Below are 12,450 nucleotides of genomic sequence, written 5' to 3' on the forward strand. Positions count from 1 at the left end.
ATGAGCCTAATAATCAAGAGGTAATATTCTTACTTGTTATTCTACCGTGCTTTAGCCCGGCTTGGTGTGCTGCTGAGCGTCATCTGGCCACCCGACCGATAAAACGTGCACATATCGCTGAGCACACATTCCTGGCATTTAGGGTAATACCAGGTGCAGATCCGTTGCCCATGCCAGTAGAAGTGCTTGTGAAAGTTGAACAGCGCGAGCGGGTCGGCGGGGAGGTATGACAAAAGCAGGCCGTGTGCTTTTTCGGCGCTTACTTTCGGGCCAATCAGCCCCAGCCGCTGCGTAACGCGGTGCACGTGCGTATCGACCGGCAGAACGGGCTTCTGAAAATTAAACAGCAGGAGTAACGTTGCCGTTTTGAGCCCAATACCCGGTAGATTCGTCAGCCACTTCATCGCATCCTCGGTAGAGAGATCGCGTAAAAAATCGATATTGGCGGCACCGGTCTCCTGAAACAGATGCGTGAGCAGGTTCTGAATGTAGGGCGCTTTAACCTCGGGGTAGTTAGCCGTTTTGATCGCGTCGATCAGATCGGGTAGGGGAGCATCACGGACCTGCTCCCAGATCGGAAACCGCTCCCGCATAGTACGATACGCCGTTACCTCATTGGCGTGAGTCGTCCGGTGCGACAGAATGGTTCCAATTAACTCGTGCATGGGATCAGCCCGGCCGTAGACATCCTGAATACCGTAAAGCGCATTGAGTCGTTCGTGGGCTTCCAGGGTTTTGGCGGCCGGGTCCTGGCTGGCAGCCAGATCAGTCCAAGGGTCAGGGGGGAGTGTCATCAATCAGAAACGTTAAGCGTTTCTGGGAAACCCAGCTTCCCGAAGAATGTTAACCAATACCCGGAAATGTGTCGCTGGTTATCTCATTATTGCATTGATAAGCGAAAGGCGGCTGGTGTCAGGCCCGTCTTGTTTTTGAACAACCGGGTGAAATATTGGGGGTACTCGAAGCCCAGTTGGTAGGCGGTTTCGTTGATCGACAGTGAGGTAGTAAGCAATAAGTGCTTGGCCTTGTCGATCAGTGCCTGGTGAATGTGTTGCTGCGTGTTCTGGCCAGTCAGGGTACGTAACATATCACTCAAATAAGCTGGCGATACGTTCAAAGCATCGGCAAAATGCTGCACGGTGGGCAGTGGGTGCTCGGTTGCATCCGACGACTGCGCAAAATAGGCAGCCAGCGATTGCTCAAACCGGCTTAACAGATCGTGCTCCGCCGTGCGCCGGGTCAGAAACTGGCGGTGATAGAACCGGTCGGCGTAGGTCAGCAGTACGTCAAGCTGAGAAACCAATACGTCCTGACTAAAGGCATCGACGGGCTGGTTGATCTCTTCCCGCAGGTTGGCCACCAGACTGTTCAGCACGGCTTCCTCCCGCGCCGAAACGTGCAACGCTTCGCTAGTGCGGTATGAAAAAAAGCCGTAACTCAGAATCCGCTCCCGTAAAGGATGCTTCAGCAGCAGGTCGGGATGAATAACCAGCATCCAGCCCTCCATGGCCGAAACGTCCATATCGGGCGATGCCCAGCAGAGCTGCCTTGGCGCGATGAACGACATAACGCCCTCGCTGAAATCATACGTCTGATGGCCGTACTGTAGCTGCCCGCCTTTTATGTTTTTCTTTAGCGAGACCAGGTACATTTCCTGCATGACCGGCGTTGTGGCCCGTTCCCAGTTGCGCGACTGCGAGAGGTCGATCAGCGTCAGCAGTGGGTGGGCTGGAGCGGGTAGACCGTAAAACCGGGTGTAGTCCGATACGGTATGCAAAACGGGTAAATCGCGGGCGGAGGGTTTCATGTCTGTTGAAAGAAGGTTATGAATATAACGTTAAACCATGAGCAGTCTAGCCGTTACGACTAAACTGCTCATATGGTTTTTAAAATCCTTCGGGATAAGCCGCGCCTACTGCACTACCAACGGGAAGAATGGCTTCCAGTTCGGTTCGTTCGTCGGCGCTCAACGTAATACGGGCAGCCGCTACGTTCGCTTCCAGGTATTTGCGACGTTTGGTGCCGGGGATGGCAACAACGTCCTGCGCCAAAACCCACGCGAGGGCCAGCTGAGCCGCGGAAACCCCTTTCGTATCGGCTAACGCTTGTAACTTCTCTACAAGTGCCAGGTTCTTGTAGAAATTTTCACCCTGGTAGCGTGGGAAGAATCGGCGTGAATCGTCCGGCTCGAAATCGTCCGGTGTTTTGATCTCGCCCGACAGAAAACCCCGTCCCAGTGGTGAGTACCCCACGAAACCGATGCCCAGGTCGCGGGTTGCCTGCAAAACGCCCGTTTCTTCTACGCCCCGGTCGAAGAGTGAATACTCGGTTTGCAGCGCTGTAATCGGGTGAATGGCGTGCGCCCGGCGCAATACGTCGGCCGACACTTCGGACAGGCCGATGTACCGGACCTTGCCTTCCTCCACGAAGCGGCTCATTGCACCGACCGAGTCTTCAATCGGTACGGTCGGGTCCATCCGGTGTAAGTAATACAGATCGATGTAGTCGGTATTTAGATTCCGCAGTGAGCGTTCGATCGACTTGCGGGCGTAATCCGGGTGGCCATTCAATTTACCCGTAAAGGTCTCGTTGTCGTCTACTTCAAACCCGAACTTGGTTGCCAGAATCACCTGATCGCGTTTACCCGCAATGGCTTTGCCCACCAGCCGTTCGTTTTTCATGGGCCCATAAAGGTCAGCGGTATCCAGCAGGTTGATACCTAATTCTAAAGCCCGATGAATAGTCGCCAGACTTTCGGTTTCGTCGGCTTCGCCGTACACCGACATACCATTGACTCCGCCCGTCATGCCCATGCATCCCAGTCCTTCGATGGGTACCTCCAGCCCCTGACTACCCAGGGCTACTCGTTTGATCGTGTTCATACGTTGTTAAGAATTAATAATCTTCAGAACAAAGGTCGTAACACGGTCAGCGGGCAGGATTATACAAACCGACGGTTCTGCAATACAAAACGAACTAGTGCTGTGACTGCCAGCCCTGGACCGTGGTGCCGCCGAAGATGGATTTGTTGATTCCGGGCGTGAAAATCGGGTAGGGGAAGGCAGGTTCGAGCGCACTGGCTTCGTTTAAAATCTGTACCTGTTCGGACGAAAGCTGAATGGCCAGGGAGGCCAGATTGTCGTGTAACTGCTCCAGTTTGCTGGCTCCCAGAATAAGCGACGTAATGCTAGGCTGCGCCGAGGCCCAGGCCAGTGCAACCTGAGCCAGCGGGTAATTGGCTTGTCCAGCTACTGTTTGCAAGGCGTCAAGAATACGCCAGTTGCGGTCGGTGAATTTTTGGTTGCCAAACGGATTGGCCCCACTGAGCCGTCCTTCCCCGGATGCGCCTTCTTGCTCCCGTTTGTACTTACCGGCCAGGAAGCCAGCTGCCAGCGGACTCCAGGGCGTAACACCGAGACCACATTCCCGGGCGGCAGGCAGGTGCTCCCGCTCAATGCTACGTTCAACAAGCGAATATTCGAGCTGCATGGCAATCGGGCCCGGTATGTTGTACGCCGACGCCAGCGTGGCTGCTTTGGCTGCGTACCAGGCGGGAATATCCGAAAAACCGAAGTAGCGGATTTTGCCGGCCCGAACCAGGTCGCCGAGCGTTTGCAACACTTCTTCGATGGGGGTAACCATATCCCAGACATGCAGCCAGTACAGATCGACATAATCCGTCTGTAACCGACGTAACGATTTATCCAGCGCCTGGTAAATGTGCTTGCGTCCGTTACCGCTTGCGTGGGGGTTTCCCGGCTGCGTGTTGAAACTGAATTTGGTGGCCAATACGAGCTGGTCGCGTAAATTACGTTCGGCCATATACCGGCCTACCAGCTCTTCGCTACGGCCCTGCGCATAGACATCGGCGGTGTCGATGAAGTTGCCGCCGGCATCCACATAGGCGTTGAAAATATCGCGGGAAACATCGTCGGATGAGCCCCAGCGCGGGGTGCCGAACGTCATGGTACCCAGGCAAAGCGGACTAACAACCAGACCCGAGCGGCCAAGCGTGCGAAAATCGGAGAGTGTCATAACGAACTGTTGTTTGATGGTAACGAATTTAACAGACAAAGGTCTATCGCCTGCATTCGTTCAGCCTATACAAACTGCCGTTTCTACAACACAAAACGAGGAACTTCGATATGCTGAAAGTCGATTTTCGTGCGATCCGCTGTGACGATTAGTCGAATCGCTTCACCCGGTAAACCAGGGCAACGATGACCAGCAGCAGGGCTAGGAAGCCCAGCGCGGTGGATAAGGAAAACTGTTCGGCGATAAAGCCCAGTAAAGCCGGTCCCGTCAACAGACCTGTGTAACCAATGGTCGTGATCGCCGACAGACTAACGGTTGGGGAGACGTCGGGTAGTTTTCCGGCCGCGCTAAAAAACACCGGTACAATGTTCGCTGCGCCAAAGCCCAGCAGCACAAAACCAAGTAATGCACCGTATACCCAGGGGCTCAGGATCGCGATAAGCAGACCCAGGGACCCCAGCAAACTACCACCCACCACGACGGTCTTGCTGTTCAGTCGGGCGACCAACTTATCACCAACGAGCCGCATTGTTGCCATAGCAACGGAGAAAGCAGCGTAACCCAGTCCGGCAAGCTCCGGCTCAATTCCTTTTACGTCCCGCAGAAAAATGGCGCTCCAGTCGAGAACGGCCCCTTCTGCCAGGAAAATAGCAAAACACATGACTCCCAGAAAAAGAACGCTGCTCTGTAACCAACCGAATCGCTGCTTCCCCGGCGTTGGCTGCTCCGCCACGATCGCAAACCTAGCCGCCACTTGTCGCTCTGTATCGGCCGGGAACAAGTATCGGTACTGGGTGATCGCGATAAGGATCATCAGCGCGGCAATGCTGCTGATGGCATAAAGGGGATTAAGCCCCAACTTGATCAAAAAGCCCAAACCAAGGGAGCCGAATAAGCCGCCCACGCTGAAGAGTCCGTGTAAGGACGACATGATGGGTTTGTCGTATAAATTCTGCACCTGTACACCGTGAGCGTTCATAGCTACGTCAACCGCACCAACGCCCGAACCGAAGATAAACAGAGCTACCGCCATTGGAATTGTGGAAGAAAGCAGCAACAACAACGGCAGCGCAAGCGCCATGATTAGTACGGCACCAGCGATGACGACGCAGCTCCCGAAACGACCAACCAGCCAGCCTGAGGTAGGCATCATCACCATGGCTCCTGCCCCCAGCATCAGTAATAAAAAGCCCAGATCAGCGTCGTTCAGGGCGAGCCGGTCTTTGGCGTAAGGGACCATAGGTGCCCAACTGGCCATGCCCAGCCCGCAAACAAAGAAAATCAGCTGGGTAGCCAGGCGCGCCTTCGACGCGTTGATTGGTAATGATGTTGTTGTCATCATAAAGCAGGTTGAGGCTAAGATATAGGCTAGCGATAGATAGTCCCGATCTGGTCTGGTAAGTGTGTAAAACAAACGTACTGGATTTGACCGGTCCAACGAAATCAACCGTCGAAAACGCTGTCAGAAAAAAACGCTTGAAAATTGAAAATAGCTTTCTTTACTTTGAATAACAAAGTACTTTAAGTGGGTTTAATTTAATAAAGGCAAACGCCATGATTACTCAGAACAAACGATTCGCTATCATCTTAGCCGCAGTTCCACTCCTGTTGCTTATTCCGTTCACCGCTATGCAGTTTACGCACGAAGTGAACTGGTCGCTGTTTGACTTTGTCGTTGCCGGCTTTTTGCTGCTGGGCACGGGTCTTCTGTGCGAAGTTGCTCTGAGATATACCCGGAAGGGGCAGTACCGGACGGTTATTCTGATAGCTATTCTGGTGGTATTCGCACTTGTCTGGATCGAGTTGGCCGTCGGTATTTTTGGAACGCCATTCGCTGGAAATTGAGTGCTGTTAATGACCTCAGGACGGTATGATTAGTGACTCTTCCATCCTGAGCAAAGAACGCCGAGGAACGTAGTGACCCTAACGAAAATGTGGCTTGAGCGAACTTCGTCAACTTTGGCCAAGCCAGTACGGGCGGTTGGTTGGAAAGATTGACCGCACGCTACGCCGAAGCGGGCTAGCGTGCTACGTCAATTTTGTATCTCTTTCAGTTTCTCCAAGCCGATTCGAATACTGGTCCGGGCAGCTTCCTGCATCGGGTTCAGCGCCGAAATACCCAGATTGTTCAGTAGCTGGTCTTGTTGTTGCGTTGCGGTCATGCGTCAAAAATACGCCAAATAGCTGGGTACGCCGTTGTCGGGTTCACCAGCTATTTGGCGTAGATAGACTAAAACGAAATGGTATCCGGGTTCAGCCCCGAGCCGCCGATGTAAGGCAACTGATTGATCGTCTGCATGTCGGCATCCGTCAGCGTGAAGTCCAGCACGTCGAGGTTTTCGCGGATACGTTCGGGCGTTACCGACTTGGGCAGGGGCAGCGTTCCGTTCTGCAAACACCAGCGGATACATACCTGCGCCACCGATTTGCCGTAGTTGCTGGCGATGCCGGTCAGCGTTTCGTCGTCCAGCATCTTGCCCGTTCCCAGTGGCGACCAGGCCTGAACCAGAATGTCGTGGGCATTGCAATAGTCGACGGACTCGGCTTGTAGCTGACCGGGGTGATACTCAATCTGATTAACCATGGGCGTAACCGTTGCCGTTTTGGCCAGCGCGTCGAGGTGATGGGGCAGGAAGTTACTGACACCAATCGCCTTGATCCGACCATCGTTGTACAGTTTCTCAAACGCCCGCCATGTATCAGCATTGATCGTTTCCCGGTCGCTGAACTGCTTGGCATTGGCGGGCCAGTGAATCAGGTACAGGTCGAGGTAATCGAGGCCCAGCTTGTTCATCGACTGATCGAAGGCCTTTAACGTCGTGTCGTAGCCCCGTTGCGTGTTCCAGAGTTTGGTAGTGATGAACAGTTCCGACCGGTCGATACCACTATCGGCGATAGCCTGCCCGATACTGGCTTCGTTGCCATACGCGGCTGCCGTATCGATGTGTCGGTAACCGGCTTCGAGCGCAACCTGCACAGATCGAATCGCCGTGTCGCCATCGGGTGTTTGCCAGGTGCCGAAGCCAATTTGCGGGATAGTGACGCCGTTGCTGAGGGTGTACGTGGGGATTGTCGTATTCATAAGGAGCCTGTTTGTTTGGTGGCTTAAAAAAGGAGTCTCTTTACCCCTAAATCCCCTTCAGGGGACTTGGTCCATGCGCTAGTAAAGTCCCCTTCAGGGGATTTAGGGGTAGATAAGCGTTACTTAAAAGCTAGTCTGCTTGAAATTCTGAAAACTCCTGCAAGGTTATCCCGGCAGCGGTCGCCGGGGATGGGGCCACTACAACGTCTTCATATCGATCACAAACCGGTAGCGAACGTCGCCTTTGAGCATGCGTTCGTAGGCGGTTTCGATATCTTTCATATCGATCAGTTCGATGTCGGACGTGATGTTATGTTCGGCGCAGTAGTCGAGCATTTCCTGCGTTTCGGGCAGCCCGCCAATCATCGATCCGGCCAGGCTCTTGCGGCCCGGAATCAGACTGAACGCAACGATTTGTGATGGCGTCGGGGGGGCACCCACGCAGATGTGTACGCCGTCGGTTTTCAGCATGCCCAGATACATGTTATAGTCGTGGGCGGCCGATACGGAGTCGATGATGAAGTCGAAATAGCCCTGAACACCCTTGAGCTGCTCCGGATCTTTGGTCACCACGAACTTGTGGGCGCCGAGCCGTTTGGCATCTTCTTCCTTACCGGGCGACGTGCTCAGTACCGTGACTTCGGCACCGAATGAGGCCGCAAACTTAACGGCCATATGCCCCAGACCACCCAGACCCAGTACGGCTACCTTGTGGCCTTTACCCACCTTCCAGTGGCGCAGGGGCGAATAGGTCGTGATACCGGCGCACAGCAGTGGGGCTACGGCCGCCAGATCGAGCCGCTCGTCGACATGCAGCACGAAGGCTTCATCGACAACAATGACGTTGGAGTAACCGCCGTAGGTCGGCGTCTTGTGGTCCTGCTCGGTACCATTATAGGTCTGCGAGTGGCCGTTGAGGCAGTACTGCTCCAGACCGTCGGAACAGTTTTCGCAGTGGCGGCACGAATCGACCAGACAGCCGACGCCCGCCAGATCGCCTACTTTGAACTTGCTGACGTCGCTACCGACGGCCGTTACGCGCCCGACGATTTCATGGCCGGGCACCATCGGAAAAATGGAGCCACCCCATTCGTCGCGAACCTGGTGGAGATCGGAGTGGCACACGCCACAGTACAAAATGTCGAACTGTACATCGTGCGGACCGGGTTCGCGCCGGTCGAAAGAAAAGGGCCCCAGGGGTGTCTTGGGATCCTGCGCGGCATAGCCTTTTGCGGCAATCATAGCTGGTTGGGTATTTAGTGGTAAAACCATCTAGTCAACCAGACTTTACCAGTAAGCGTTTAGAACTAAGTACAGAGAAACGTTAATGAGCTGGCGGTCAGACGGTCAACGTTTCTGCTTCGGGCACCATGTCAACCGGGTGGTCGGCCAGAATACGCCGGCGGTGATTGAGCCCCCAGCTCGCCATTTCCTCGATGATTTTTTCCAGCGTCCGGCCGTAGTCGGTTAGCTTGTACGAAACCGTTACGGGTTTGGTATCGTGTACCGTACGAATCACCAGTTCGTTATCTTCCAGTTCTTTCAGCACCTGCGACAGCATCTTGGCCCCGATACCATCGACAATGCGCTGCAGCTCACCGAAGCGACATTCACCCAGAAAATTCAGTGAGCTGATGACGGCTATGCGCCATTTGCCGCTGACCAGGTCAAGTGTGTCGTAGATAGCACGCAGCTGCTCATGGCAGTGAGGGGTGAATCGAAACTCGTCGGGGTTTTTCTGGCTCATAAATTAGGTACTTTCTCGGGGGAAACTACTTTACTTTTGGAAACTACTTTCAAAAGTAAACCAAAGATAAGTCCTTTGTGACATAAAAAGAAACGGCGCGTTGCCAGCCGGTTGAATGGTCTCAGACTAACACCGGTAAAAGCGTCGCTGTCGTATCGTCAAACCAGTTAACTACAATTACCATGATTCTTGTAACCGGAGCTACCGGCCATCTAGGCGGTGCCGTCGTTGATTTTCTCCTGAAAAAAGTAGCGGCCGATCAGGTGGCCGTGCTGGTGCGCGACGCCAGCAAAGCCGCTGATCTGCAACGTAAGGGTGTTAGCGTACGCGTGGGCAACTACCACGATTATGCGTCGCTGGTGCAGGCGTTTCAGGGCGTCGACACCGTATTGCTGGTATCGACGAGCGATTTGAACGATCGTGTCGGGCAGCACCTGAACGTGATCAATGCCGCCAAGGAAGCGGGCGTAACGCGGGTTGCTTATACCGGCGTGACCATGCAGCACCTCGATCAGTCGCCGTTGAAGGATTTCATGGGCGACCATTTCACAACGGAGGAAAACCTGAAGAACTCGGGTCTGAACTACATTTTCCTGCGCGATGGACTGTATAGCGACGTGCTCCCTCAGTTCTTCGGGCCGCACGTATTGGAAACGGGCATTTTCCTGCCGGCCGGGCAGGGGCGGGTGCCGTTTGCTACCCGGCTGGATATGGCCGAAGCCGCTGCCAACGTCTTGGCGGGTGAGGGGCACGACAACCAGACCTATGAACTTGTCAATACGGAAAGCTGGTCGATGGCTGATGCGGCCGCGCTGCTGTCGGAACTGGCGGGAAAGAATGTCGCCTACACCGATGCGCCCAACAACGTATTCACTGATGTGATGAAGAAAGCGGGCGTACCGGAAGGGGGTATCGGTTTCGTGATCGGGTTTGCCAACGCCATCGGTAAGAACGACTTCGACATGCCCGGTACGACGCTGGAACAACTGCTTGGCCGCAAACCGACGTCGCTGAAAGACTATTTGCAGGCTACGTACTTCGCGGGCTAACTAAGCTATTTCTATCGAATAGTCTGATCCGGCCCCGGCTCTCAAAGCGAGCGTTTGGGGCTGGACCATTTACTAATCAGGACAATACGTTGGCAGGCAAATGCAGATAAGTGACAGAAGGGATGCGTTCAAACGCATCCCGAAGAAAGTTTCCCAGTCTGAAATAGGAAAACTAGCTAAGCGCTAAACGTTACGTCCGACGGGCGGGTGTGAGCTAAATGTTGAGAATAAGTATCTTTCGGACCGTCAGCCTTATAATCAGGAGGCAGAAGGATGCCGAATGCCGTCATCTGCTCATTACTGAACCACTTATCAATGCTATTGATTTCTGCAATCCGTAAACACGTTACTCGCTGGTTGCTGGCGGGTTCGCTTCCGCTACTCTTCTCTAGCTGCCAAACCGGTCTGTCAACCAGCTCATCGAGCAAATCGGTTTCTGATCCAATAATTACGATTCGCGTCGACCCGGCCAAAACGTACCAGACGATGGAACATTTCGGCGCGTCGGACGCCTGGGCCTGCCAATTTGTAGGGCAGTGGCCCGATGTCAAACGTAACGCCATTGCCGACCTGCTGTTCAGTCGTGACTTCCTCCCCAGCGGGCAGCCCAAAGGAATTGGTTTGTCGCTGTGGCGATTCAATATTGGAGCAGGCACGGCCGAGCAGGGTACAGACAGTGGCATTCGCGACGAGTGGCGCCGGGCCGAGTCGTTTTTGAATCCTGACGGTACGTATAACTGGAACAAACAGGCTGGCCAGGTGTGGTTTCTACAGGCCGCCAAACAACGGGGCGTCGAGAATTTTCTAGCTTTTCCTAACAGTCCACCGGTGGCGTACACCGCAAATGGCAAAGGCTACGCCAGCAATAAAATCCCCAATCTGAATCCCGATCAGTTCGACCGGTACGGTCACTATATGAGCAGTGTTCTGAAAGGGCTTCGCACCAAAACGGGGATTACGTTCAACTACATCAGCCCCGTCAACGAGCCGCAGTGGGACTGGAGCGACGGTGGGCAGGAAGGGAGTCCTTTTTACAACAACCAGATTGCCGGAATCACCCGTGCGCTGAGCAACGCCCTGCTAGTCGACCAGTTGCCTACGAAAATCAATGTAGCCGAAGCGGGGCAACTCGAATTTCTATACGCCGATCATAACCGTCAGGGTAAAGGTCAGCAAGCCAGGGCGTTCTTTGACAAGACTTCCCCTGACTATCTCGGCGACCTGCCCAACCTGACCCGGTCAATTTCTGCGCATAGTTACTTCACCACGTCGCCGTACGACAAGGCAGCTGATATCCGTAAAACAGTGCTCAATTCGCTAAACAAGACTCCTGGTTTAAGTTACTGGATGTCGGAATACTGCATTCTTGGCGACAACGGCGGGGAAATTAACGGGTCGGGAAAAGAATTGGGGATTGACCCGGCACTTTACGTCGCGAAGGTGATCCACACCGATCTGGTCAACGCCAACGCATCGGCCTGGCACTGGTGGCTGGCGATTTCGCCATACAACTACAAAGACGGGCTGATTTATATCGACAAAAGCAAAACCGATGGTCGTTATCAGCCGTCGAAGATGCTGTGGGCACTGGGCCATTACAGCCGCTTTATTCGTCCGGGCGCAGTCCGGCTCGACGCGACGCCCGAGTCAGGCAACGGGCTGCTGGTGTCGGCCTACAAAAACACGGACAGTAAGCTGGTCATCGTTGCGATCAATCCCACTAACAACGATTTAGCCGTCAAACCTTCGTTACTGTCGGGTCGGCTTTCCAACGTTCGCCAATATGTTACGTCGGCCACAGCTGATTTAACGCCCGCGACCCCCAACGCAAACAGGACGAGCATTCCCGCCAGGAGTATCGTTACGTTGGTGGGCGACCTAAACAGTTGAGCAACTTGTTGCTCAACTGTTTAGGTCAAAGTTGGTCCGAGAGAAGTACGTAAAATGTCCTGTCCAACTTTCGTATCGGGTTCGGGTTTATAGATAAACAGTTAACTGCTACGACAATGAATGCAACTGAAAAAGACCAGTTATCTGGCCATAGCGCCAACCCGTACTATTCCCATACCGACCACACCCATCTGGACGTGTCGAATGCCGAGTGGAAGAAAATTCTGCCGCCCGACCTCTATGCCGTCGCGCGGGAGCAGGGCACTGAACGGGCATTTACGGGCAAATACTGGAACACCGACGAACTGGGTACGTATTATTGCGCCGTGTGTGGCAACAAGCTGTTCCGCTCCGACGCCAAGTTTGCCAGTAGCTGCGGGTGGCCCAGCTTTTTCCAGGCCGACCGCCCCGACAGCGTGGTTTACCACACCGACAACTCCTACGGGATGCGCCGGGTGGAAGTGGTTTGTGGCCGCTGCGATTCACACCTGGGCCACATCTTCAACGACGGCCCCGCCCCAACCGGCCAACGCTACTGCATGAACTCGGTCTCCCTCGACTTCGAGCCCGATAACTCGACGGAGTAATTGTCAGGAGCCTGGTTGATAGACTCCCTGAATTGGCTAATAACGTGCCAATTCAGGGAG

At 54.2% G+C, this 12,450-nt stretch carries 13 protein-coding genes; 4 read left to right on the forward strand and 9 right to left on the reverse strand.

Going from position 1 to position 12,450, the window contains the following annotated elements:
• Positions 1 to 41: 41 nt before the first annotated feature.
• The 5 genes from HU175_RS14175 to HU175_RS14195 form a co-directional block, all read right to left on the reverse strand.
• Positions 42 to 794: an endonuclease III domain-containing protein gene (locus HU175_RS14175; RefSeq protein WP_176567222.1), complete on the reverse strand. Its 753-nt coding sequence runs from the start codon at positions 792 to 794 to the stop codon at positions 42 to 44.
• A gap of 86 nt (positions 795 to 880) precedes the next feature.
• Positions 881 to 1,807 (reverse strand): helix-turn-helix domain-containing protein, encoded by a 927-nt coding sequence (locus HU175_RS14180; protein WP_176567223.1) that lies wholly within the window; start codon positions 1,805 to 1,807, stop codon positions 881 to 883.
• A gap of 79 nt (positions 1,808 to 1,886) precedes the next feature.
• Positions 1,887 to 2,882, reverse strand: a complete 996-nt coding sequence (locus HU175_RS14185) for an aldo/keto reductase (protein WP_176567224.1) — start codon at positions 2,880 to 2,882, stop codon at positions 1,887 to 1,889.
• Between the two features lie 94 nt (positions 2,883 to 2,976).
• Entirely contained in the window at positions 2,977 to 4,035 is a 1,059-nt protein-coding gene (locus HU175_RS14190; RefSeq protein WP_176567225.1) for an aldo/keto reductase, read from the reverse strand.
• A gap of 148 nt (positions 4,036 to 4,183) precedes the next feature.
• Positions 4,184 to 5,377, reverse strand: coding sequence for an MFS transporter (locus HU175_RS14195; protein WP_317167738.1), 1,194 nt, complete (start codon positions 5,375 to 5,377; stop codon positions 4,184 to 4,186).
• Between the two features lie 212 nt (positions 5,378 to 5,589).
• On the opposite strand from HU175_RS14195, the gene HU175_RS14200 reads away from it, so the two are divergent.
• Positions 5,590 to 5,880 (forward strand): hypothetical protein, encoded by a 291-nt coding sequence (locus HU175_RS14200; protein WP_176567226.1) that lies wholly within the window; start codon positions 5,590 to 5,592, stop codon positions 5,878 to 5,880.
• Between the two features lie 188 nt (positions 5,881 to 6,068).
• Here the strand turns inward: HU175_RS14200 and HU175_RS24960 are convergent, their stop codons facing one another.
• From HU175_RS24960 to HU175_RS14215, 4 genes are all read right to left on the reverse strand, one after another.
• Complete coding sequence (locus HU175_RS24960; RefSeq protein ID WP_255432965.1) at positions 6,069 to 6,197, reverse strand: hypothetical protein; 129 nt, start codon at positions 6,195 to 6,197, stop codon at positions 6,069 to 6,071.
• A gap of 68 nt (positions 6,198 to 6,265) precedes the next feature.
• The gene (locus HU175_RS14205; RefSeq protein ID WP_176567227.1) at positions 6,266 to 7,117 is read right to left on the reverse strand and encodes an aldo/keto reductase; all 852 of its coding nucleotides are present in this window, start codon (positions 7,115 to 7,117) and stop codon (positions 6,266 to 6,268) included.
• Positions 7,118 to 7,315: 198 nt separating this feature from the next.
• On the reverse strand, positions 7,316 to 8,359 hold the full coding sequence (locus HU175_RS14210; protein ID WP_176567228.1) for an NAD(P)-dependent alcohol dehydrogenase: 1,044 nt from the start codon (positions 8,357 to 8,359) through the stop codon (positions 7,316 to 7,318).
• 97 nt (positions 8,360 to 8,456) lie between these two features.
• A complete protein-coding gene (locus HU175_RS14215) occupies positions 8,457 to 8,864 on the reverse strand; it encodes a winged helix-turn-helix transcriptional regulator (RefSeq protein ID WP_176567229.1) in 408 nt (135 codons plus the stop codon).
• A 182-nt stretch (positions 8,865 to 9,046) separates the two neighbouring features.
• Here HU175_RS14215 and HU175_RS14220 point away from each other — a divergent pair, with 182 nt between their 5' ends.
• From HU175_RS14220 to msrB, 3 genes are all read left to right on the forward strand, one after another.
• Complete coding sequence (locus HU175_RS14220; protein WP_176567230.1) at positions 9,047 to 9,913, forward strand: SDR family oxidoreductase; 867 nt, start codon at positions 9,047 to 9,049, stop codon at positions 9,911 to 9,913.
• 315 nt (positions 9,914 to 10,228) lie between these two features.
• Positions 10,229 to 11,803: a glycoside hydrolase family 30 protein gene (locus tag HU175_RS14225; protein WP_176567231.1), complete on the forward strand. Its 1,575-nt coding sequence runs from the start codon at positions 10,229 to 10,231 to the stop codon at positions 11,801 to 11,803.
• A 116-nt stretch (positions 11,804 to 11,919) separates the two neighbouring features.
• Positions 11,920 to 12,390 carry a peptide-methionine (R)-S-oxide reductase MsrB gene (msrB, locus tag HU175_RS14230; protein WP_176567232.1) on the forward strand — a complete coding sequence of 157 codons (471 nt, stop codon included), beginning with the start codon at positions 11,920 to 11,922 and terminating at the stop codon, positions 12,388 to 12,390.
• The last annotated feature ends 60 nt before the right edge of the window (positions 12,391 to 12,450 follow it).

The organism is Spirosoma sp. KUDC1026 (assembly GCF_013375035.1).
In the GTDB taxonomy this organism is placed as follows: domain Bacteria; phylum Bacteroidota; class Bacteroidia; order Cytophagales; family Spirosomataceae; genus Spirosoma.

Bases quoted from the DNA above. Each gene is read 5' to 3' on its own strand.
- HU175_RS14175 (WP_176567222.1), bottom strand. From the start codon at position 794: ATGACACTCCCCCCTGACCCTTGGACTGATCTGGCTGCCAGCCAGGAC.
- HU175_RS14180 (WP_176567223.1), bottom strand. From the start codon at position 1,807: ATGAAACCCTCCGCCCGCGATTTACCCGTTTTGCATACCGTATCGGAC.
- HU175_RS14185 (WP_176567224.1), bottom strand. From the start codon at position 2,882: ATGAACACGATCAAACGAGTAGCCCTGGGTAGTCAGGGGCTGGAGGTA.
- HU175_RS14190 (WP_176567225.1), bottom strand. From the start codon at position 4,035: ATGACACTCTCCGATTTTCGCACGCTTGGCCGCTCGGGTCTGGTTGTT.
- HU175_RS14195 (WP_317167738.1), bottom strand. From the start codon at position 5,377: ATGATGACAACAACATCATTACCAATCAACGCGTCGAAGGCGCGCCTG.
- HU175_RS14200 (WP_176567226.1), top strand. From the start codon at position 5,590: ATGATTACTCAGAACAAACGATTCGCTATCATCTTAGCCGCAGTTCCA.
- HU175_RS24960 (WP_255432965.1), bottom strand. From the start codon at position 6,197: ATGACCGCAACGCAACAACAAGACCAGCTACTGAACAATCTGGGTATT.
- HU175_RS14205 (WP_176567227.1), bottom strand. From the start codon at position 7,117: ATGAATACGACAATCCCCACGTACACCCTCAGCAACGGCGTCACTATC.
- HU175_RS14210 (WP_176567228.1), bottom strand. From the start codon at position 8,359: ATGATTGCCGCAAAAGGCTATGCCGCGCAGGATCCCAAGACACCCCTG.
- HU175_RS14215 (WP_176567229.1), bottom strand. From the start codon at position 8,864: ATGAGCCAGAAAAACCCCGACGAGTTTCGATTCACCCCTCACTGCCAT.
- HU175_RS14220 (WP_176567230.1), top strand. From the start codon at position 9,047: ATGATTCTTGTAACCGGAGCTACCGGCCATCTAGGCGGTGCCGTCGTT.
- HU175_RS14225 (WP_176567231.1), top strand. From the start codon at position 10,229: ATGCTATTGATTTCTGCAATCCGTAAACACGTTACTCGCTGGTTGCTG.
- msrB (WP_176567232.1), top strand. From the start codon at position 11,920: ATGAATGCAACTGAAAAAGACCAGTTATCTGGCCATAGCGCCAACCCG.